The organism is Paenibacillus cisolokensis, assembly GCF_018403665.1.
Classification (GTDB): domain Bacteria; phylum Bacillota; class Bacilli; order Paenibacillales; family Paenibacillaceae; genus Paenibacillus_AH; species Paenibacillus_AH cisolokensis.
Genome location: NZ_BOVJ01000143.1, coordinates 14,916 through 36,259 on the forward strand (window position 1 = coordinate 14,916; position 21,344 = coordinate 36,259).

The window sequence follows — 21,344 nt, forward strand, 5'->3', positions numbered from 1 at the left end:
CTACCTGGATACCCGCACACCTTGCACAAAAATATTAATATGATCGACCTTCAGACCAATCACTTCATTCAATACGTATTTGACTTTCGCTTGAATGTTGTGCGCGACTTCGGATATTTTCGTACCATAGCTGACGATGATGTACAAATCGATATGCACCATGTCATTCTCCCGGCGCACTTCGACGCCGCGGGACAAATTGTCCCGTCCCAGCAATTCCGCTATGCCGTCCTTAAGCTGCTTGCGCGAAGCCATACCTACCAGTCCATAACAATCCAATGCCGCCGAGCCCGCAATGACGGCAATGCATTCGTCGGTTACATAAACTTTTCCGAGTTCGGTGCTAAGCTGCAGAGGCATGGAAATCCACTCCTTTTTACTCTGTGCATTATGGACTATTCCACATTGTACTATAAAATCGGGCATTGTTGAAGTCCGTACGCGATGATGCGACACAATTATGGCCCGTTTCGGGGCAAAATATTCGATTTTCACCGATTTTGGCGCAAAAACGCCGTCAGCCGGCCGCGCAGCCGGTTGACGGCGTTCGAAGAAGGAGGACCACCGCGAACGGACGGACTTGCCGCCGCCGCAGCCGTTTCGCTCCTCTTATCCGTTCATCTTCTGTCTGTATTCGGACGGTGTTACATTGTACTTTCTGCGAAACAACTGGGAAAAATGGCGCATATCCTGATACCCGCTTCGTTCGGCCACATCCGCCAGCTTGATCCGGGGATTGCGCAGCAGCTCCCGGGCGTACTCCAGACGAAGCTGCGTCACGTATTCCTTGAAGCCCCGTCCGGTCTTTTGCTTGAACAGCTGGCTGAAATAGACGGGGTTCAAATAAACGACCGCAGCCACTTTTTCCAGTGTAAGCTCATCCCGGTAATGGGCTTTGATATACTGCAGCGCCACTTCGATCGCCTGATCGCCGCCGCTGGCATAATGTTCGAACGATTGCGTCGCCGACGCCTCGCCGAGTCCGCGCACCCGCTCGGGCACTTCGCCGAAATCGCGGATTTCATCGGTATGCAGCACCTGGAACGGCACCTTGAGGCAGCGCCTCAGATGCTTCTTCAGCTCGTCGACCAGGCCGGAAACGCCGTCTCCCGCCTCGACCGCCACAAGTCCGAGCAAACTGCTGCCGCCCTGGCTCGTCACGAAACCTTTGCCATACTGGCCGATCAGCTCGGAAAGAACGTTTTCCACGATAAAATGCTCGAGCTGCATCGCGCGGTCGCTCTCCATTTTGACCATGACGAGATGGAAGCGGGGATAGTCTTCAATAAACGATTTCATATCCAGGCGGCCGATGTCGAGCCCCGAAACCCAGCGGGCGAACACGGCCTCGCGCAAATATTTCAGGTTCGTCTCGAGCAGCGAGCGGGCCCGGGACCACTCGCTTTCCCTGGCGATCTCTTCCCCCACTCTGGCGATCAGCTCGACCAGCGCCTCCTTGCCGATCGGCTTCAGCAAATAGTCTTTGGCGCCGAGACGGACCGCTTCCTGGGCATATGCAAATTCGGAATAGGCGGACATGACGACCCATTTGATATCGGGATGGCGGCCTCGCGACATGTTCATCAGCTCAAGCCCCGTCATGCCCGGCATCCGGATATCGGTCAGCACCAGATCGACCGGCTTTGACCGCAGCAGCCGGACGGCCTCTTCGGGTCCCGCCGCCAAATCGATCCGGTGCTCCGGAAAATGCTTCTTCAGCGTCCGTTCGATCCCTTCCCGAATGACGCTTTCATCGTCCACAATCAAAATATTCATCGGTCTCTCTCCTTCCCGGCAAGCGAAGCGGCTTCGCTTCGCAGCGATTGGGCTCCTTCCTTCGAATCCGTCCCGCTTCGCCACGTCTTGGGAATCGCCACCACTACGGTCGTGCCGCTTCCTTCGGCGCTGTCGATCCGCAGCCCGTACGGCTCGCCGAACATGAGCCTGATCCGGCGGTGCACGTTCTGCAGCCCGATCCCTTTTCGTCCGGCTTCCGCCGTCCTTTCCCCGTCTTCCTCCGCTTGCAGCGAAGCCCGAAGCCGCGCCAATCGCGCCTCGTCCATCCCCGCTCCGCTATCTTCGACGACGAGCTGCAGCTCCGGCCCGGTCACCCGCGTATAAACGCGCAGCGCGCCGCTGCCGCTCAGCGGCTCTATCCCGTACTTGACGGCGTTTTCGATAATCGGCTGCAGCGTCATCTTCGGCAGCGGCGCTTCCAGCCAGGCGGGGTCCGCCGCGATTTCAACGCGAATCCGTCCGGACAGCCGGATTTCGATAATGGTCAAATAATGCCGCATCTGCTCGAGTTCGGCGGCCAGCGTCGATTGCGCGCCCTCTTCCCATTCGCTGCTGTAGCGGAACATTTGCGATAACGCCAGAATGACCCGGCCCAGCCTGTCGTTCTCCCGCTCGTCGAGCATCCAGTAGATCATATCGAGCGTATTGTACAGAAAATGCGGGTTGACCTGGGACTGCAGCGCCTGCAGCTGCGCGTTTTTCTCGCTTGTCGAGGCCAGCTTGATCCGCTCGACCAGCTCATCGATGCGGCCGACCATCCGGTTGAAGGAGGCGACCAGAATGTTGAGCTCTTCGTAGGAATTGACATCGACCGAGCCTTTGAAATTTCCCGTTTCGACCTTCTTCATCTGCTGAATGAGACGCTTGAACGGGTTGGAAAACGAGCGCGAGACGAACGTGGCGAGCAGCGTGGAGACGATGACGAGCGCCGCCACGACCGTCAGCAAAAACTGCTGCGTCTGCCTGAGCTCCAGATTGATTTCCTCCTTCGGCGCGCGCAAGCCGATCGTCCAGCCGGTCATTTTCACTTTGGCCGCCACGACAAGCGATTTCTTCTCATGGGCGATGCGGACCTCCCCGTCCTTCTGCGGAGCTTCCGGCGCTTCGCGAAGCGGCTCATCATGCTCCCTGTCCGTCCCGGTCGAAACGATGACCCGGCCGTCCTGTCCCCAAATCGATACGCTGCTGCCGGCTCCCAGCTTCGCGTTCGAGAGCGCTTCCAGAATCGGGCCGGCATCCGTCTCGATCAATACGATGCCGACCCGCTTCAGCGTATTCAATTCATAAAGCTGGCGGCCGAAGGAGAATACCGGCTCCATATGGCCTTCGCTCATCAGCGAATGCGGGAAACGCCGAGCCATTTCATTTCGCCCGACGTTTCTTTTAAAATGCGGTACCAGTCCTCCTGCGCGAACTCCTGTCTGGCGGCTCCCATCTTGCGTTCGAAGCTGTAAACTTTGCCGGCGTACGTCATGACGTGAATGCCGACGATATCGTCCCGGGAGAAGAAAACGGAGCCCAGAATGTCCGTAATGCGCCGCTCGTAATTGACGCTGAGCACCGGATCGTCCGTTCCCCCGTTTTGAAGCAGCCGCATCAGCTCGTTGTTGCTGTTCAGCGTCTTCGTGACGCTGTCGTAGCCTTTCAAATAAAGGTCGAACAGACCGGCCGTCTGCGAAATGTTTTTTCGGCCGCCTCCGTCATTTTATCCCGTGTCTGTTCCGTCGCCCGCTGGTAATAGATGAAGCTTACCATGAGCAGCAGACCGAGCATACAGAAGAGAAACAGCAGGAAGAGTCGATTGTGTATAGTGCGAAAGCTTCTTCTTGCCAAATGCGGTTCCCCTTTCAACTGACCGGCGCTTTGTTTCCCTATTATCACAGACGGCCGGCTTGCCGTGCAATCGTCAAAAATTCCCGGAGCATTCGCGGCGGAGAGCAGCGGCTAACCTTTGACCGCGCCGGCGACCATCCCTTTCGTAATCCGTTCGGCGAGCAGGAAATAGATGAGAATGACCGGCGCCGCGCCAAGGACGAGGTAGGCGCCGATCGCGCCGTAATTGGCGGAATACTGGCTGACGAAGCTGTAAACGCCGAACGGCAGCGTCTTCAGCCGTTCCGCCGAAACGAAGGTGGCCGCAAGAATATATTCGTTCCAGATGTTGATAAAGGTCAAGATGCAAACGGTCATGAGCGGCGGCACCGAGATCGGCAATATGATGCTGCGGAAGATGCGGAACACTCCCGCTCCGTCCACTACCGCCGACTCCTCGATTTCGTGCGGGATCGTGCGCATGAATCCGCTCAGAATAAATACGGAAATCGGCATCTGGAACGCGATGTAAGGCAAAATGAGCGACAGATGCGTATTCAAAATGCCCGCATGTTTAAATACGACCATCAGCGGCAGCAGCGTCGCCTGCATCGGGATCATCATGCCGACGAGAAAAACGAGCATGACGAGCTGTCCGCCCTTCCAGCGGAAACGCGTAATCGCAAATGCGGCTAGCGAACTCAGCAGAATGACGCCGGCCATCGTCAGCGATGTCACAAGCAGGCTGTTGCCCAGATAGCGAAAATAGTTGCCGGCCTCGATCGCGTCCGCGAAATTGCTCCACTGCGCCGCAGACGGCAAGGAGAAGAAGCTGCCGGACAATATTTCCTCATTCGTCTTGAGCGAGTAGGCAAACAGCCACAGAAGCGGATACAGCTGCGTCACGAGCAGGACGGCCAGCAGCAGCAGCACCAGCCCTTTTGAACAGGGTAAAAAAAGCCGCGGGCGGTCCGCATCCGGCGTGCGGTTCCGGTACCGGCTGCGGTTGCGGTCTGACGCATGGTCCCCCTCCTCTCTCTGCTTCAGGAATATCGTTTATCCAGCTTGCCGAACAGAAAATTGATCGCCAGCGTCGCGACAAGGCAAAGCCCGACAAGAAACACCGCGATCGCGCTGCCGTAGCCGTACTTCATGGACAGGAACGACATGTTGTACATATGGGTGGAAATGACGTCCGTCGCATGTGCCGGACCGCCGCCCGTCATGACCATGATCAGGTCGAACGACTGCAGCGAGCCGATGAAGGCCAGCACCATCGAAATTTTGAAAATCGGCACGATCAGCGGCAGCGTAATGTAGCGGTCCGCCTTCAAGCCTTCGGCGCCGTCGATTCTGGCCGCTTCGTATATATCGGCCGGAATGTTGCGGATGCCGGTAAACTGGATCAGCACATGATAGCCGATATACTGCCACAGCGCGACAAAATAAATCGCGTAGATCGCCACGTCCGGATCGGTCAGCCATGCCCTTGTCAGGTCGCCCGCCCCGATCGCCGTCAGCAGCTGATTGAGCATGCCGCCGAGCGAAGTCGGGTTATAAATCGTTTTCCAAAGCTGTCCGATGATGACGACCGACAGAATGACCGGCAAAAAATAGCTGGATACGAGAAAGTTCGGCCTGCGGATGAAACGATTGAGCAAAATGGCTACGAACAGGGCGAACGGCAGCTGCAAGCCCATCGATAATACGGCCAGTACGAGCGTCCGGCGGACGGACGGCCAAAACACCGGATCGGCCGTAAACAGCCGGATATAGTTGTCGATTCCGACAAATCGGGATTCGCCGATCCCGTTCCAGTCCAGAAGGCTGCTGTATACGGACACCAGCACCGGAACGAACACGAGGCCGGCATAGAAAATGAGGCACGGCAGCACAAAAGCGGCAATCGTCCAGCGGGACACCTTCAGCACGTTCAACTTCTCCCGCCTCCTTCCCAACGTTCCGATGCGGGCGGGAAGCGCCTTGCGCAAGCTCCCGCCCCCATCGCTGTTACCCGCCGCCTATTTGTTTTGCTCGTAAGCGGTCTGATGCTCTTTGGCCACTGCCGAGGCATCCGTCTTCTGCACGAACAAGTTTTGAATGCTGGACAAATGCGCTTGCGCCGTGCCGGGATTCATCGTATTGTCGAACGCCAGATCGCCGCCTTTGACGTCTTCGAACATGGCGAGCACTTCCATGGCCATATCGGAATAGCCGGCCGCTCGGAAATCGCCTTCGACTTTCTGGGCGAGACCGACGGCGCCTTTCAGCTTGAACGCTTCCTTCGGGTAATTGAGCATGTAGTAGTTCAGGAAGTCTTTCGTTTCCTCGAGATGCTTGCTGTCTGCCGATATCGCGAACGCGCTGCCCGGAGCCAGCATAAATTCGTTGACATCGCCTTTGCCGTTCACGGTCGGAAACTTGAAGACGCCGACATTACCGTTCTCGTTGGCCGACGAAGTCTCGATGCCGCCCGTCGCCCAGCTGCCCATGAAATACATGGCCGCCTGTCCCGTCTTGAACAGGTTCTCGCCGGCGTTGTAGTCGAACGATGTCGCCCCTTCCTGGAAGGCGCCGGCCTGAATGAGATTCTGGAACGCGTCGACCGCCTCGATGAATGCCGGATCCTCGAACGTTTTCTTTCCGTCAAGCACATCCTGCAGGAAGCCGGGGCCGCCGTTCGTCCGCAGCAAAATGTTCATGAACAGGAAGGAGCCGGTCCACGTATCTTTCTCGCCGATCGCCATCGGTTGAATGCCCGCATCCTTCAGCTTCTTCACCACTTCGATCATTTCCTCGAAAGTGGTCGGAACCTCGACGCCGGCCTGCTCGAACAACTTTTTGTTGTAATAGACGAGCGCGATATTGTTGCCGTCCGGCAGCGCATACAAATTTCCGTCAAACGTATAGTAGTCGAGAATGCCTTCCTGGAACGTATCCTTCAGGCCGTTCTGCTCGACCATGTCGTTCAGCGGCGCGAACAGCTTCGCATCGACGAACGGCTGCATTTGCGCCGCCGGATTGACAACCGTAATGTCCGGCACTTCCTTGGAAGCGGCCTGGGTTTTCAGCTTGAGCTTTTGCTGGTCGGTGTTCAATGAATCGAGTTCGATCTTGATGTTCGGATGCTCTTTCTCGTAGTTGTCCACGATCGTGCGGAGCATCTTGTATTTCGGATCGGTCTGATCCGGATAAATGTTCTGGAACGTAATCGTAATGTTTTCCTGCTTCGGCTCGGCTCCGCCTTTCGCTGCCTGGCCGCCGCCTTCGCCGCCGCTGCCGCTGCCGCCTCCGCAAGCCGTCAATCCGACAGCGACAATGCCTGCCATCGCCAGGCCGAGCCATTTCGATTTGCGCATTCGATACAAGCCCCCTCTGCTGATTTATAATTTCATTATGGTTGTCGGACCATAACGAAACAATGCGGGAAATTAGGGAGTGATGTTGATTTTTTCAGATCGTCGGCGTCTTTTCCTTGGCGTATTGGGCTTGTAGCCTACCGGCAACTATGGTATGATATTCGAGTGTGTTTGTTTCAACCCGAAGCCATGCTTTGCAGCCTTGACGGTGCGAACCGTTTAACGCTCGGCATCGTTTTTTTCGAGGGAGGTGTATGTCATGTCTCGCAAATGTTTCATTACGGGCAAAAGCCCGGGAAAAGGCAACCACGTGTCTCACGCCAACAACAAAACGCGCCGCACGTGGGGGGTTAACGTCCAAAAAGTCCGGATCCTCGTCGACGGCAAACCGAAGCGCGTATACATCAGCGCCCGGGCTCTGAAATCCGGCAAAGTGACTCGCGTATAACCGACCGATAGCAAAAAGCACCTGGAACATGAACATTCCAGGTGCTTTTTTTAAGCCGAAACGCCGCTTCGCCGCCCGATCCGGCGCAAGCCGTTTCGGCGACCCTGCCTCTCCCAAAGACCAATACGGCGGCCGCTCGCAAGCCGGCAGCCGTTAACCCGTAACCAGCAGCCCGAGTACCCACAATCGTTCGACGGCGGTTGCTTCGAATTAATTTTTTGGAAGGTGTTCAGAATCGCTTTGACGAAACCGCCCAAAAACTTCGGCAGTTTGATCGTATAAAATTTCATGCTCCATCCCTCCTCGAACGCGCTCATCGAAACAGGACCTCTGTTTATGTAACATCCTATGCGGTGCGGGTCCGTCCTATTCCATCCGAGAGCGCCCATTCGGCGGGAGGAATAACGGATCAGGCCGGGGGCGGATTTTCCCGAATGTATGCGATCATCGCAATGACAATCGTGGAGCCGAAATACCAGAAAATCGCAAGCACGATAAACCAGATGCGGGGAGCGAGACGTTCATAGCGGCGAAAAAACCGGATGCCCAGATACAGCGCAAGAAGCGAGAAAACATACCGCATCAGATTCGCCGTCAAGGCAAACATCGCGAGCAGGCTGCCGCAGACGATGCTGTAAAGGGCAATGTAGGCGAACGTCTTCCATTTGCTCTCTTCCAATCGGTCGTAGTCCTCCATCCGCGAATCGTCTCCTTCCTTATCGCAGCGCCGCGATCGCAGCCGCCCGGTCCTTCTCGCCGAATACGGCATTCCCGGCGACCAGCACGTTCGCCCCGGCCTCCCGTACGAGCGGCGCGGTGTCGGCATTAATGCCGCCGTCGACTTCAATATGAATCCGGTCCAGCCCGCGTTGCCGCAGGATGGCGGACAGCGAACGGATCTTGTCGAGCGTCTGCGGGATGAACCGCTGTCCGCCGAATCCCGGATTGACCGTCATCACAAGCACGAGATCGATGTCGTCCAGCACATGCTCGACCGCGGACAGCGGCGTTGCCGGATTGAGGGCGACGCCTGCCGGCAGCCCGTGCTCGCGGATCAGATGAATGACCCGGTGAAGATGGACGCACGCTTCCGCATGGACGGTTATCCGGTCGGCGCCGGCCGCCGCGAAGGCCGGAATGTAGCGCTCCGGCTGCTCGATCATCAGATGGGTGTCGAAGGTCAGCTTCGTGTAGGGGCGCACCGCCTCCACGACGAGCGGACCGAACGTCAAATTCGGCACGAAATGACCGTCCATGACGTCGATGTGGATCCAGTCGGCTCCGGCGCGTTCCGCTTCGGCGATTTCCTCGCCCAGACGGGCGAAATCGGCCGACAGGATCGAAGGGGCGATAATGGACATGGTCAGTACCTCCGTTTTTTCTCTTTCATCTCGTTCAAAAACTGCACGTAATGCTCATACCGCGATTCGCTTACCGCCCCTTCCGCTTTGGCGGCCAGAACGGCGCAGGAAGGCTCGTGGACGTGCGTGCAGCCGCGAAACCTGCATTCGGCCGCAAGCTCCCGCATTTCCGGGAAACAGCGTCCGAGGTCCTCAATCCCGAGTTCCGCGAAATCGAGCTGGCTGAAGCCGGGCGTATCCGCGACGAACGAGCCGTTTCCGAGCGGTATGAGCTCCACATGCCGCGTCGTATGCTTGCCCCGGCCGAGCTTCATGCTGATTTCGTTCGTCTCCAGCGAAAGCCCCGGCACCAGGGCGTTGAGCAGCGACGACTTGCCGACGCCGGACTGTCCGGCGAAGACGGACAGGCGGCCTGTCAGCCGGTCCCGCAGCTCCTCGACGCCTTCGGCCAGGCGGGCGCTCGTGCCGATTACCTCGTAGCCGATCGGCTCGTAAATTTCCCGTACTTTCCTGGCCGCCTCGCGCGCGGCGTCCGCTTTCTCGCCACTCGCTGCAAGGTCCTGCTTGCTCAGGCAGAGCACCGCCGGAATGCCGGCATGCTCGATATGCACGAGAAACTTGTCCAGCAACTGCAAATTAAGCGCCGGCTCGAGAACGGAGAACACGAGAACGGCCTGATCGACATTGGCGACCGGCGGACGAATCAGTTCGGATGTGCGGGGCAGTATTTCGTCCACCGTGCCTTCGCCGTTCTCCGTCACGCTGTAGACGACTTTGTCGCCGACAAGCGGGCTGACGCCCTTCTTCTTGAAGATGCCCCTTGCGCGGCATTGCAGCAGGGAAGCGGGCGCCGAACCGTTCTCCCGGTCCGGCTGAACGTAATAATAACCGCTTAACGCTTTGACGATTCGTCCCGTCATACGGCTCTGTCTGTCTTTCATGGCTCGCCGTTCTCCCCGTCGCGATTATCCCGCTTGCCTCTGCCCCGGTCTTCGTCTCTGCCGCGCTCGTCGTCGTCGTCCGTTTCTCCCGTATCCGGCTGCTCGCCGTCAGGCGGCGTCTCGTCCTGGAAGAAGCCGTTTGACATTTCGAATCCGGGAATAAATACGGTGCCCGGATGCTCGCCCGAAACCGCCTCATCGTACGTGATCGAGGACGAATCCATAAAGACGCCGTCGCGTTCGATCGTCACGGTCGCTTCCGTATTCGGAACGAGCACGAGCTTGACCTGGAACGTCTTCGTATTGTTGATTTTTTCGTTCCCCAATCGATATTTTCGCCCCGCGCGTCGGAGTAGACGATGTGAACCTCGCTCGTCCCTCCTACTTCGGCGGGACTGATGACGACGTTGTACGTGTACTCGATCGCGTCCTTCGGCGGTCCGGAGCTGACCGTAAGCGTCACTTCGGCGTTTTTCGTCACTTCGGCGCCCGGAGCGTACGGATACTGCTCCATCACCTCGCCTTTCGGGACGGTGAAGCTCGGTTCGTATACGACCTCGTCTCCGGTCAGCCGCAGGCCGAGCGCCTGCAGCTGGCTGCGCGCCTGCTCCTCGTTTTGCCCCTCAGATCGGGCATCTTGAACGTAGCCGGCCCTTTGCTGACCGTCAGCGTGACGTTCGTCTTCTTCGGATCGAACTGCTCGCCGGCCGCCGGCGATTGATTGATCACGGTGCCGGGATTGGTGTCGCTGTGCTCTTCCTGCTTCTTGATATTCGCCTCAGGCACGCCGAGCGCCCGCAAAGCTTCCACCGCATCGCCGTAAGACGACTCCGCGAAGGACGGCATTTCTTCCATGCGCGGTCCCAAGCTGACCCACAGCTGGATAAGCGCGCCTTCCTTGACCCGCATGTTCGATTTGGACTGGTCGAACACGATGCCGTTCTCGACGTCGTCCCGATGCTCCTTAACGGGCGGCTCCTCAACGCGCAGGCCGGCGTCCTGCAGCATTTTGCGGGCTTCGTCCTCCGTTTGGCCGACGACGTACGGGACTTCCACCTCCGGCACGTCGAGAATCGCCAGCACGGTGCGAACGCCCCAAAACACGAGCGCGATGATGACGAGCGTCACCGATACGGTCACGACGGGACGCACCCATTTCTTCTTCGGCTGGGCGGCGGCAGACGGTTCGTCCGGCTCTTCGTCCTGAACGGGCGCAGCGCCCGCAGTGCCCGTGGCTCCCGCGGCGCCCGCAGCGCCTGCGCCTGCCGGCGTCGGCCGCGCGCCGGACGACGGTTGCGAATCGCGCAGCGCGCCTCCGATGGCCGGCATGATGCGCGTTTCATCCATATCCGCTTCGGCGTCGTTGTCGAAGACGAGTTTGGGCTCGTTCAGCCGGTCCGGCTGCAGGCACGTTTCCAGATCGCGCAGCATTTCGCCGGCCGACGTGTAGCGCTCGCCGGGATTTTTGCGCATCGAGCGCAAAATAATATTTTCCACGCTTTGCGGAATGTGCGGGTTGACGACGCGGGGCTCCACGAACGTCTCCTGCAAATGTTTAAGCGCCACGCTGATCGGGCTTTCCCCGTGGAAGGGCAGCTCGCCTGTCAGCATCTGATACAGTACGACGCCAAGCGAGTACAGGTCCGACTGCTCTCCCGCGCTGACCCCCTTGGCATGCTCCGGCGAGAAATAGTGCACGGAGCCGACGACCGAACCGGCTTGCGTAATCGTGGCCGACGTCACCGCGCGGGCAATGCCGAAGTCGGTCACTTTGACCCGGCCGTTCTTGCCGATCAATATGTTGTGCGGCTTGATATCGCGGTGGATGATCTGGTTCTGGTGCGCATGTTCGAGCGCGTCGCAAATTTGCTGCGCGATACGCACCGCCTCCTCCGTCTGGAGCGGCGCACGTTCCTGGATGATTTCATTGAGATTATGACCTTCGATATATTCCATGACGATATAATGGATATCGTCCTGCTGCCCCACATCGTAGATGCTGACGACATTGGGATGCGACAGCGATGCGGCGGACTGCGCTTCGCGGCGGAAACGCCGGATAAACTCTTCGTCGTGTACGAACTGCGAACGCAATACTTTAACTGCAACACGGCGGTTCAACAAAATGTCGTGCGCCTTGTAGACGAGCGCCATGCCGCCCCCGCCGATGCGGGAGATGATTTCGTACCTTCCACCCAAGTCCTGCCCGATCATCGCGCTCACCCCTCCCGCTCCGTACAGGCATCCTTCAGCAGAATGACCGAAATGTTGTCATCCCCTCCGGCTTCCAGCGCCAGCTCGATCAGACGCTCCGCCTGGCCGTCCAGGTCGAGATCTTCGCGGCGCAGCGTGTCCAGCATCTGGCTTTCGCTGACCATGTTGGTCAGACCGTCGCTGCACAGCAGGATCGCTTCGCCCGGAGCCGTGTCAATCCGGATCACGTCCACCTCGACGTTCGCGTCCGTGCCGAGCGCGCGCGTCAGCACGTTCCGGCGCGGATGATTGAGCGCTTCTTCGGCGCTGATCTGCCCCGCCTTGGCCAGCTCGTTGACGAGCGTATGGTCTTCCGTCAGCCGGACAAGGCCATCGGCGGTCAGTTTGTACGCGCGGCTGTCGCCGATATGGCCGATCACGGCGCCGTTCCGCTTCAACAGCGCGGCGACGACCGTCGTTCCCATATTATGATACTGCTCGTTGCGGGAAGCCATCTCGTAGACGATCGCATTGGCCCGCAGAATGGCCTGCCGCATATGATCGGCCGCTTCCTCGTCGGTAAGGTCTCCTTCCAACTGCTGCATCGCTTCCCGGAAAGCGTCAACCGTCATCTGGCTGGCCACATCGCCCGCGCGGTGTCCGCCCATCCCGTCCGCGACGATGGCGACCGTCAAGCCTCCGGCCGTCTCCCCCACCCAGCTGCGGTCTTCGTTCACGAGCCGAATCCGCCCGGTATCGCTTCGATTTGCCGTCCTCAATTCCGATCACCTCGCCATAGAATCCATATGCTTCGCCCGCAATTGCCCGCAGGCGGCCGCGATGTCATGACCTTGCTCCCTTCGGATCGTCGCGTTGATGCCGTTGCGGACCAAAATGCGGTGAAATTCGAATATATCGTCGCGGGACGTTCGCACGTATTTGCGCTCCGGCACATGGTTGACCGGGATCAGGTTAACGTGGCAAAGCATCCCTTTCAGCACTTCGGCCAGCTGCTGCGCATGTTCGGGGCGATCGTTCACGTTGCCGATCAGCGCGTATTCGAACGTAATGCGCCGCCCCGTCTTCTCCAGATAGTACCGGCAAGCTTCCATCACATCCGCGAACGGATAGCGGCGGTTGACGGGCATCAGCTTCGAGCGGAGCTCGTCGTTCGGGGCGTGGATCGAGATGGCCAGATTGATCTGGGTGTCTTCGTCCGCGAAACGGTAAATGTTCGGCACGATGCCGCTTGTCGATACCGTAATATGCCGCTGCCCGATGTTCAACCCTTTCTCATGGATCATAATGCGCAGAAACGTCATCGTCTCTTCGTAATTTTCGAACGGCTCGCCCGAGCCCATAATGACGATGCTCGATACCCGCTCGCCGATGCGATCCAGCATCTTCTGGGCGGTGACGACCTGGGCGACGATTTCGCCGGCCGTAAGATTCCGCTTCAGACCGCCGAGCGTCGAAGCGCAGAACGTACAGCCGATGCGGCAGCCGACCTGCGTCGTCACGCAGACGCTGTTGCCGTAGTTATGCCGCATGATGACCGTCTCGATCGCATGGTTGTCGTGCAGACCGAACAGAAACTTGACGGTGCCGTCCTTGGACTCCAGCCGGGTAATCTCATGCAGCGCGGCAAAACGGAACTGGTCGTCCAGCTTTTCGCGCAAGCCCTTCGGCAAATTGGTCATATCTTCGAATCGCTCGACCCGCTTCGCGTAAAGCCAGTCGAACAGCTGGTCGGCGCGGAACGCCGGCTCGCCGTTCTCCTTCATCCAGTCTCGAAGCCGTTCCAGCGTATAGTCGTAAATGATCGGTTTCATCTTATCACACCTGTTGGATTTGTAAGGCGGCGGAGCCGCTATCGATTCATTTTACCACAAACGCCCATGACAGACCACTTTGCGGATTGTCACGGGCGTTTGCTGGTTATGAATCGGACCGTCTGCGCAGGCGGGCGATGAAGAAGCCGTCGCTGCCGAAATGATGAGGCAAAATTTGGGCCATTCCCGGAAACGGGCCGCCGCCGATCGCGCCCGCCCGCCGCAGCGCGGCGAGCGTCCGCTCCGGCCATGCCGGATCGGCCGCGAATTCGGGATGGCGCTCGAGAAACCGCGCGATCTGGTTCTCGTTCTCTTCCGGCTCGATCGTGCATGTGCTGTAGACGAGCGTGCCGCCCGGACGGACGAGAGCGGCCGCCGTTTCGAGCAGCCGCCGCTGCAAGTCGGCAATGGCGGCTATATCTTCCGGCGACTTCGTCCATTTGATGTCCGGCTTGCGGCGGATGACGCCGAATCCGGTGCACGGCGCGTCCAGCAGCACGACGTCGAACGAGGCCGGATCGAAGCGCCGGTCCAGCTCCGCCGCGTCGCCGGTGATCGCCCGGACCGAGGCGAGGCCGAGCCGGCCGGCCTGGTCCTCGATCAGCTTGCGCTTATGCGGGTGCAGGTCGTTCGCCCACACTTCGCCGCGATCCTCCATCAGCTCGGCGAGGTGGGTCGTTTTGCCGCCCGGAGCGGCGCAGCAATCGAGCGCGCGCATGCCGGGCCGGGGCGCCGCGACTTCGGCGACGAGCATGGAGCTCTCGTCCTGCACCGTCCACAGCCCCGCCCGGTAGCCGTCGCTGTCGGCAAGATTGCCGCCCCGCCGGACGACGATGCCGGCCGCGGCCGCATCGGACGGACGGGCGTCGAAGCCGGCCGCCGTCAGGCGGGCGAGCGCCTCCTCCGGCGACAGCCGCAGCCGGTTGACGCGCACGCTCGCATGCGGCGGCTCGTTGCCCGCGGCGCAAATCGCCTCGGTCCCGGCTTCGCCGAAGACGGCGATCCAGCGGCGCACGAGCCACGCCGGGTACGAATGGCGCAGCGCGATTCGTTCCGCCGGATCGGCGAGACCGGCCGCCGCTGCAAGCACGATCGGCGCCTCCGGCAGGCCGCCTGCGTTGCCGGTTTGCCCGGCTGCGATGCCGGTTCGCTCGTCTGCGATGCCGGTTTGTCCGGCTGCGTCGTCGGCGCGCCCTGCTGCACCCCCGGTTTGCCCGCCTGTGCCGCCGGTTTGTCCGGCTGCGCTGCCGGTTCGCTCGTCTGCGATGCCGATTTGCTCTGCTGCGATGCCGGTTCGCTCGTCTGCGATGCCGGTTTGTCCGGCTGCGTCGTCGGCGTGCCCTGCTGTGCCGCCGGTTTGCCCGGCTGCGATGCCGGTTTGCTCTGCCGCGCCGCCTTCACCGGAAGCCGTCTGTGCGATGCTTCGCTGCAAGCTCCGCAGTACGCCGTTAACCATCCCCGCGATGCCGGCGTGCCCGCGCTTCTTGGCGATCGCAACCGCCTCGTTCACGGCCGCGTGAGGCGGCACGCGGTCGAGGAACACAAGCTGGTAAGCGCTCATCCGCAGCAGCTCCAGCACCCACGGCTGAAGCCGCTCCAGCCCTTTGGCGACGAAGCGGGCAAGCAGCGCATCCAGCGTATGACGGCGCTGAATCGTGCCGTACACCAGCTCCGTCGCCAGCGCCGCGTCGACCCGGGACAGCCCTGACGAGCGAAGCGCCCGGTTCAGCTCGAGATTGCTGTAGGCGCCGGCCTCGGCTACGCGGAGCAGCGCATCGAGCGCCACGGTCCGGGCCGACCGGCCCCGTTCCGGATGCGGCCGGCCGTCCGCCTTGCGCGCCGCGCGCTGCCGGCGATCGTCCGTTCCCGCTTCCGCCGCGCTTCCGCCGGATCGGCCGCTCACATGTCCGCCCGGCCGATCCGGCGAAACGGATGGCCTGGTTCGACGCTCCGCCGGCCGCGGCTGTCCGCTCCGTCCATGTTTGCCGTCGCGGCCGCCGCCGGGCGCGGTCATAATTCGCCTCCGCCAAACACCGTGCCGACCGCGAGTCTGGCGCCCTTGAGCCATTCGGCCGCCGGCATCGCACGCTTGCCGGCCGGCTGGATTTGCGTCAACAGCAATACGCCGTTTCCGGTCTGCACGGCAATCCCCTCGCCTGTGACGCGTACCACCTCTCCCGGCGCCGCGGCCGTATCGGCTGAATCATCGGACACCGCGCACGCCCAAACCTTGAACGGCTCGCCGTTCCACAGGGTGAACGCGCCGGCGAACGGGGACAGCCCTCTCACCTGATTGTAAATTTCCCTGGCGCTCCGGCTCCAGTCAATCCGCTCGTCGTCTCGCGTCAAGTTCGGCGCATACGTCGCCTCGGCGTCGTTCTGGGGAACGGCAACGGCCGTTCCGTCGGCGATCGACGGCAGCGTGCGGCCGAGCAGCTCGGCGCCGGCGACGCTCAGCTTGGCGAACAGCGTGCCCGACGTGTCGTCATCCGCGATCGGCACTTCGACCCGGCTGATCATATCGCCCGTATCGAGTCCTTCGGCCATATACATAATCGTAACGCCGGTCACCCGCTCCCCGTTCATAATCGCCCGCTGGATCGGCGCGCCGCCCCGGTACTTCGGCAGCAGCGAGCCGTGCACGTTAATGCAGCCGAGGCGCGGCAGCTCCAGCACCGCAACAGGCAATATTTGCCCGTACGCGGCCGTCACGATCAGATCGGGCTTGTACGCAGCTATCGCTTCCACCGCTTCCGGACGGCGAATCCGCTCCGGCTGAAGGACGGGCAGACCGTGCTTCAGCGCGACCTCCTTCACCGGCGGCGGCGTTAGCGTGCGCTTGCGCCCTTTCGGCCGGTCGGGCTGCGTGACGACAGCCGCGACGTCGTACCCTTCGCGAATAAGCAGCTCCAGCGACGGGACGGCGAATTCCGGCGTACCCATAAACACGATGCGCATCGGTTATTCGCCGCCTTTGTCCCGTTCGGAAATATCGTATACGCGCTCGGCGATATCGGTGAACAGTATGCCGTTCAGATGATCGACCTCATGCTGGAACGCCCGCGCCAAAAAGCCGGTCGCCTCCACGACGAACGGGTTGCCGTGCCGGTCCTGGCCTCTCACTTTCACCCGGTCCGCGCGCCGGACGTCGCCGTTCAGGTTCGGAATGCTGAGGCAGCCTTCCGGCCCGAGCTGTTCGCCGTCGGCTTCGATAATTTCCGGGTTGACCATTTCGATCAGTCCGGTTTCCTCGTCGCCGACATCGACGACGATGACGCGTTTCAAAATGCCGATTTGCGGAGCCGCCAGGCCGACGCCCTCGGCGTCGTACATCGTGTCGGCCATATCGTCGAGCAGCTTGTGCAGATTGGCGTTGAATTTCGTTACTTCTTTGGCAACTTCCCGCAACACGGGATCGGGAACTTTCACTATCATTCGAATGGCCATCGTTTTCCCATCCTTTATTCAACCGTATCGTGACGGACGGATGCCGTCCTATAAAATGACTTGCGGGTCGACGTCGACGGCGAACTGCACCCTGCTTCGCGCCGGGCCGTCCGCAAACGACGCCAGCGCCTGCCGGACGAGAGCCGGCGCGTCGACGCTCCCCCGATATTTTATCATACATTGAAAACGGTAGCGATCTTTCATCCTGGCGATCGGCGAGGCGACGGGGCCGAGCACGTCGAAAGCGGCCGGACCCGGCCTGTCGAGCGGACCGAGCACGCCCGCTCCGGCGGCAAGCCGGCGCAGCGCTTCCGCAAACCGCTCGCTCTCCGCCGCCAATAGCGGCAGCTCTTCATGCGACATCGTAATCAGAATGAGACGGCAGAACGGCGGATAGCCCATCGCCCGCCGGTGGCGCAGCTCATGGCGCACGAACGAATCGTAGTCGTGGCGCGCCGCCGCTTCGATGGCGTAATGCTCCGGCGCGTACGTCTGCACGACGACCTCGCCGGGGAGGTGGTGCCGCCCGGCCCGGCCGGCCACTTGCGTCAACAGCTGGAACGTCCGCTCGCCGGCACGGAAATCCGGCAGGTTGAGCGACGTATCCGCGGCAATGACGCCCACAAGCGTCACGTACGGAAAGTCGAGCCCCTTCGCGACCATCTGGGTGCCGAGCAGCACGTCCGCTTGACGGTTGCCGAACTGCTTCAGCCATTTTTCGTGAGATCCTTTCTCCGTCGTCGTATCGACGTCCATCCGGATAACCCGGATGCCGGGAAACAGCTTCGCCAGCTCTTCTTCCACCCGCTGCGTCCCCGTGCCGAAAAAGCGGATATGCTCCCCATCGCATGACGGACATCTGTTCGGCGCTAGCTCCGCATGCCCGCAGTAATGGCACCGCAGCGCTCGCGTCTTCTGGTGATAGGTCAGCGATATGTCGCAATGGGGGCAGACGGCCGTATAACCGCATGTGCGGCACATGACGAACGTCGAGTAGCCGCGCCGGTTGAGCAGCAGCACCGCCTGCTCGCCCCGTTCGAGCCGCTCGGCCAGCGCGTCGTGCAGGCGGCGGCTGAACATCGAGCGGTTGCCGCTGCGCAGCTCTTCGCGCATGTCGACCACTTCGACCGGCGGCAGCGGCCGTCCTCCGACGCGGTCCGGCATCGGCAGCAGCGCCGTGCTCCGGCCTTCTCCCGCCGGCCGGTGAGCGGCGGCGTACGTCTCCAGCGAGGGGGTCGCCGATCCGAGCACGACCGCGGCGCCGTGCTGCCGGGCGCGGCGGATGGCTACGTCGCGGGTATGGTATTTCGGGCTCTCTTCCTGCTTGTACGACGCTTCATGCTCTTCGTCCATAATGATGAGGCCGATTCGCGGGAAAGGCGCGAAAATGGCCGACCGGGCGCCGATCGCCACCCGAACCCGACCCTCGCGTATTTTGCGCCACTCATCGTACCGCTCCCCGTTCGACAAACGGCTGTGCAGCACGGCGACCGCATCGCCGAACCGCCCTTTGAACCGCTCCACCATTTGCGGCGTCAACGAAATTTCGGGCACCAGCACGATCGCTTGCCGCCCTTGATTCAGACAATGCCGTATCGCCTGCAAATAGACCTCGGTTTTGCCGCTGCCCGTTACACCGTGAAGAAGAAAAAATCCGGCTTCGCCGGATTCGATCGCCTTGGCGATTTGCTCGTACACATGCTGCTGGCCTTCCGTGAGCGGAAGCGGCGAGGTCGTCGCGAACTCGCGTCCGGCATAAGGATCGCGTTCCTGCTCGGTCTCCTCGATGCGGACGATTCCCCTGTCCGCGAGCGCCCGCACGCTGCCGGCGGATGCGCCGGCTTCGGCGAGCAGCGCCTGAAGCGGCACCGGACCGTCTTTCTCCAGCAGCAGCCGGAGCAGTTCCCGCTGCTTGCCGGCGCGCGCGGGCAGCTGCTCCAGCGCGTCGCGCGCCGCCTCGCGATTCTCGGGCGGGTAAACCGTCAGCACTTTGCGAATCGACAGGCGGTCGCGAATCGCCGAGCGCTCCGCCAGCACGCCTGCGCGCAGCGCTTCCTTCACCTCCGCCGCACATTCGGGAAAGCGCTGGCGAAGCGCATCGAGCTTCACCTCTCCGCGGCTTTGCAGCCAGCGCAGCAATTCGCCCGGAAGCAGCTCTTCGGCTTCGCGTCCGCGCTCCCGGGCCAGCGATACGTACCGCTCGGCCCGGCCCTTCAGCGCGGCCGGAATCATCGCCTGCAGCGCGGCCGTCCACGTGCAGCAATATTTGACGCTCATCCACTCGGCGAGCGCGACAAGATCGGCCGTCAGCGGCGGCACCGGATCGAGCAGCTCGGCGACCGGCTTGAGCCGGTCGAGATCCACATCGGCCTCGTCCGCAAGCGCCGTCACGAAGCCCTGCACGACCCGGCCGCCGAACGGCACGCCGACGCGGCTGCCGACCTCGATCCATCCCGCCATCGCTTCCGGCACCTCGTAGTCGAACGGCCGATCCGTTTGCCGGGACGGCACATCGACGATCACTTTGGCAATCATCGGCGCTCCCCGTCCCTGTCCGCGTCTGCGGCTTTCCAGGCCGGCTGGACGTTCGCACCGCTGCCGCCGGCGCCGTCAAGCCGTTCGGCGACAAGCTGCATAATGCGCTCCGCCGCCTCGCGCTTGCTCATCAGCGGCAGATCGGCCACGAGTCCGCTACGATCATAAATTTGCACGATATTCGTATCGACGTTGAAGCCCGCCCCTTCCGCCGCGACGTTGTTCGCCACGACAAGATCGCAATTTTCCGCTGCAGCTTGTCCATCGCATATTTCTCGATATCGCCCGTCTCCGCCGCGAAGCCGACGAGAAACTGGCGGGTTTTCCGCGCGCCGAGCTCCTGCAAAATGTCGGTCGTCTTCACCAGCTCAAGCGTCATCGTATCGCCGCTCTTCTTGATCTTTCGGTCCGATGCCGCGGCAGGCCGGTAGTCCGCCACCGCCGCCGCTTTCACGACGATGTCCGCTTCGTCGAAACGGGCGACGACGGCGTCCAGCATTTCCGCGGCCGATCTGGCATGGACCAGCTCGACGCCCGCAGGCGGCATGCCTTCCGTACGTCCTGCGACGAGCACGACTTCGGCGCCCATGTTGCGGGCCGCTTCGGCAATGGCGAATCCCATTCGGCCGGAGGAGTCGTTCGTCAGGAAGCGGACCGGATCGAGCCGCTCCACCGTACCGCCCGCGGTGACGAGCACCCGCCTGCCGGCCAGCAGCTCGCCTTGCCGGAACAGCCTTTCCGCAGCGGCCACGATATCCTCCGGCTCGGCCAGCCTCCCTTTGGCGACATAGCCGCAGGCGAGCTGTCCCGTACCGGGCTCGACGAAACGGACGCCGCGGGAAGCGAGCGTCTGAATGTTGGCGACGACTGCGGGATGCTCGTACATATGAACGTTCATCGCCGGCGCGACAATAATCGGCGACGTTGCCGCGAGCAGCGTCGTGCTCAACATATCGTCGGCAAGTCCGTTCGCCATCTTGCCGATGATGTTGGCCGTCGCGGGCGCGACGATGATCAGGTCGGCGTGGTCCGCCAGATCGATATGCGCGACGACCGACGGGTCTTTCTCGTCGAACGTGTCCAGATAGACGGGATGGCGCGATAGCGTCTGCAACGTCAGCGGTGTAATGAATTTGGTCGCGGACTGCGTCATGATGACGCGCACATTGGCGCCTGCCTGCACCAGCCGGCTGCACAGGATGGCGGCCTTATACGCCGCAATGCCTCCCGTCACCCCGAGCAGAATCGTTTTCCCCTTCAGCATGGCCTTCCCTCCGCCTTTCTTTCAAATCCTGTCTGCCTGTTCCGCACCGTACTGCCAGGCATCGCTTCTGCTGCGCATCGTGCTCAGCGCTTCCGTTGCGCATCTGCGCATCGCTCCTGCTGCACATCGTGCTCAGCGCATCTGGAGGGCGTTCTCTCCAGCGGCGGCCGCCAGGCGCCGAAGCTTGCAGTTTCTTTTGCTGAACAATGCTGCAAAAGTGCAGTATTTTCGGGCGCAAAAAAACCAAAACGCGAAAATTACTGCGATTATGCAGTATTTTGACCCGTTCAAGCCAGACAAGCGAAAATTACCAAAAAATACTGTATTTTTGCAGGATTCCGCGCCATATTCGGAC

21 protein-coding genes and 2 pseudogenes are annotated in these 21,344 nt (G+C 61.0%); 2 read left to right on the top strand and 21 right to left on the bottom strand.

Features of this window, described 5'->3' with window-relative positions; genetic code table 11:
* The 7 genes from PACILC2_RS19050 to PACILC2_RS19075 form a co-directional block, all read right to left on the bottom strand.
* Positions 1-360 carry an Asp23/Gls24 family envelope stress response protein gene (locus PACILC2_RS19050; RefSeq protein WP_062492511.1) on the bottom strand — a complete coding sequence of 120 codons (360 nt, stop codon included), beginning with the start codon at positions 358-360 and terminating at the stop codon, positions 1-3.
* Positions 361-609: 249 nt separating this feature from the next.
* Complete coding sequence (locus tag PACILC2_RS19055) at positions 610-1,776, bottom strand: response regulator (protein ID WP_213530144.1); 1,167 nt, start codon at positions 1,774-1,776, stop codon at positions 610-612.
* On the bottom strand, positions 1,773-3,158 hold the full coding sequence (locus PACILC2_RS19060) for a cache domain-containing sensor histidine kinase (protein ID WP_307860646.1): 1,386 nt from the start codon (positions 3,156-3,158) through the stop codon (positions 1,773-1,775). The genes PACILC2_RS19055 and PACILC2_RS19060 overlap by 4 nt, the downstream gene beginning before the upstream one ends.
* Complete coding sequence (locus tag PACILC2_RS28875) at positions 3,131-3,445, bottom strand: hypothetical protein (protein WP_307860647.1); 315 nt, start codon at positions 3,443-3,445, stop codon at positions 3,131-3,133. The genes PACILC2_RS19060 and PACILC2_RS28875 overlap by 28 nt, the downstream gene beginning before the upstream one ends.
* Before the next feature lie 296 nt (positions 3,446-3,741).
* Positions 3,742-4,545 carry a carbohydrate ABC transporter permease gene (locus PACILC2_RS19065; protein ID WP_213530162.1) on the bottom strand — a complete coding sequence of 268 codons (804 nt, stop codon included), beginning with the start codon at positions 4,543-4,545 and terminating at the stop codon, positions 3,742-3,744.
* A gap of 107 nt (positions 4,546-4,652) precedes the next feature.
* The gene (locus PACILC2_RS19070; protein ID WP_213530164.1) at positions 4,653-5,546 is read right to left on the bottom strand and encodes a carbohydrate ABC transporter permease; all 894 of its coding nucleotides are present in this window, start codon (positions 5,544-5,546) and stop codon (positions 4,653-4,655) included.
* 84 nt (positions 5,547-5,630) lie between these two features.
* Positions 5,631-6,968 (bottom strand): extracellular solute-binding protein, encoded by a 1,338-nt coding sequence (locus PACILC2_RS19075; protein ID WP_062492508.1) that lies wholly within the window; start codon positions 6,966-6,968, stop codon positions 5,631-5,633.
* A 259-nt stretch (positions 6,969-7,227) separates the two neighbouring features.
* Between PACILC2_RS19075 and rpmB the strand changes: the two genes are divergently transcribed.
* Entirely contained in the window at positions 7,228-7,416 is a 189-nt protein-coding gene (gene rpmB / locus PACILC2_RS19080; protein ID WP_062492507.1) for a 50S ribosomal protein L28, read from the top strand.
* A 215-nt stretch (positions 7,417-7,631) separates the two neighbouring features.
* On the opposite strand, the pseudogene spoVM reads toward rpmB, so the two are convergent.
* From spoVM to coaBC, 14 genes and pseudogenes are all read right to left on the bottom strand, one after another.
* Positions 7,632-7,706, bottom strand: a pseudogene (gene spoVM / locus PACILC2_RS19085) (stage V sporulation protein SpoVM); the annotation flags it as partial.
* Between the two features lie 119 nt (positions 7,707-7,825).
* Complete coding sequence (locus tag PACILC2_RS19090) at positions 7,826-8,113, bottom strand: hypothetical protein (RefSeq protein ID WP_062492506.1); 288 nt, start codon at positions 8,111-8,113, stop codon at positions 7,826-7,828.
* Positions 8,114-8,132: 19 nt separating this feature from the next.
* Entirely contained in the window at positions 8,133-8,777 is a 645-nt protein-coding gene (gene rpe / locus PACILC2_RS19095) for a ribulose-phosphate 3-epimerase (protein WP_213530146.1), read from the bottom strand.
* A gap of 2 nt (positions 8,778-8,779) precedes the next feature.
* Positions 8,780-9,718 carry a ribosome small subunit-dependent GTPase A gene (gene rsgA, locus PACILC2_RS19100; RefSeq protein WP_213530148.1) on the bottom strand — a complete coding sequence of 313 codons (939 nt, stop codon included), beginning with the start codon at positions 9,716-9,718 and terminating at the stop codon, positions 8,780-8,782.
* A complete protein-coding gene (locus tag PACILC2_RS29770) occupies positions 9,715-10,044 on the bottom strand; it encodes a hypothetical protein (RefSeq protein WP_307860649.1) in 330 nt (109 codons plus the stop codon). Before PACILC2_RS29770 ends, rsgA begins: the two co-directional genes overlap by 4 nt.
* On the bottom strand, positions 9,966-10,310 hold the full coding sequence (locus tag PACILC2_RS29775; protein WP_307860651.1) for a PASTA domain-containing protein: 345 nt from the start codon (positions 10,308-10,310) through the stop codon (positions 9,966-9,968). Before PACILC2_RS29775 ends, PACILC2_RS29770 begins: the two co-directional genes overlap by 79 nt.
* On the bottom strand, positions 10,286-11,932 hold the full coding sequence (gene pknB, locus PACILC2_RS19105) for a Stk1 family PASTA domain-containing Ser/Thr kinase (RefSeq protein WP_307860650.1): 1,647 nt from the start codon (positions 11,930-11,932) through the stop codon (positions 10,286-10,288). The genes PACILC2_RS29775 and pknB overlap by 25 nt, the downstream gene beginning before the upstream one ends.
* Positions 11,933-11,937: 5 nt before the next feature.
* Complete coding sequence (locus PACILC2_RS19110) at positions 11,938-12,690, bottom strand: Stp1/IreP family PP2C-type Ser/Thr phosphatase (RefSeq protein ID WP_213530150.1); 753 nt, start codon at positions 12,688-12,690, stop codon at positions 11,938-11,940.
* A gap of 6 nt (positions 12,691-12,696) precedes the next feature.
* Positions 12,697-13,743 (bottom strand): dual-specificity RNA methyltransferase RlmN, encoded by a 1,047-nt coding sequence (gene rlmN / locus PACILC2_RS19115; protein ID WP_213530152.1) that lies wholly within the window; start codon positions 13,741-13,743, stop codon positions 12,697-12,699.
* 106 nt (positions 13,744-13,849) lie between these two features.
* Positions 13,850-15,757, bottom strand: a complete 1,908-nt coding sequence (gene rsmB / locus PACILC2_RS19120) for a 16S rRNA (cytosine(967)-C(5))-methyltransferase RsmB (protein WP_244863642.1) — start codon at positions 15,755-15,757, stop codon at positions 13,850-13,852.
* A complete protein-coding gene (gene fmt / locus PACILC2_RS19125; protein ID WP_213530154.1) occupies positions 15,754-16,701 on the bottom strand; it encodes a methionyl-tRNA formyltransferase in 948 nt (315 codons plus the stop codon). Before fmt ends, rsmB begins: the two co-directional genes overlap by 4 nt.
* Before the next feature lie 3 nt (positions 16,702-16,704).
* A complete protein-coding gene (gene def / locus PACILC2_RS19130; RefSeq protein ID WP_062492500.1) occupies positions 16,705-17,190 on the bottom strand; it encodes a peptide deformylase in 486 nt (161 codons plus the stop codon).
* Positions 17,191-17,238: 48 nt separating this feature from the next.
* Positions 17,239-19,725 carry a primosomal protein N' gene (gene priA, locus PACILC2_RS19135; protein WP_213530156.1) on the bottom strand — a complete coding sequence of 829 codons (2,487 nt, stop codon included), beginning with the start codon at positions 19,723-19,725 and terminating at the stop codon, positions 17,239-17,241.
* A pseudogene (coaBC, locus tag PACILC2_RS19140) lies at positions 19,722-20,989 on the bottom strand (bifunctional phosphopantothenoylcysteine decarboxylase/phosphopantothenate--cysteine ligase CoaBC). Before coaBC ends, priA begins: the two are co-directional and overlap by 4 nt.
* Positions 20,990-21,068: 79 nt before the next feature.
* Here coaBC and PACILC2_RS19145 point away from each other — a divergent pair.
* On the top strand, positions 21,069-21,344 hold a 276-nt coding region (locus PACILC2_RS19145; protein ID WP_213530158.1), incomplete at its 3' end, for a hypothetical protein.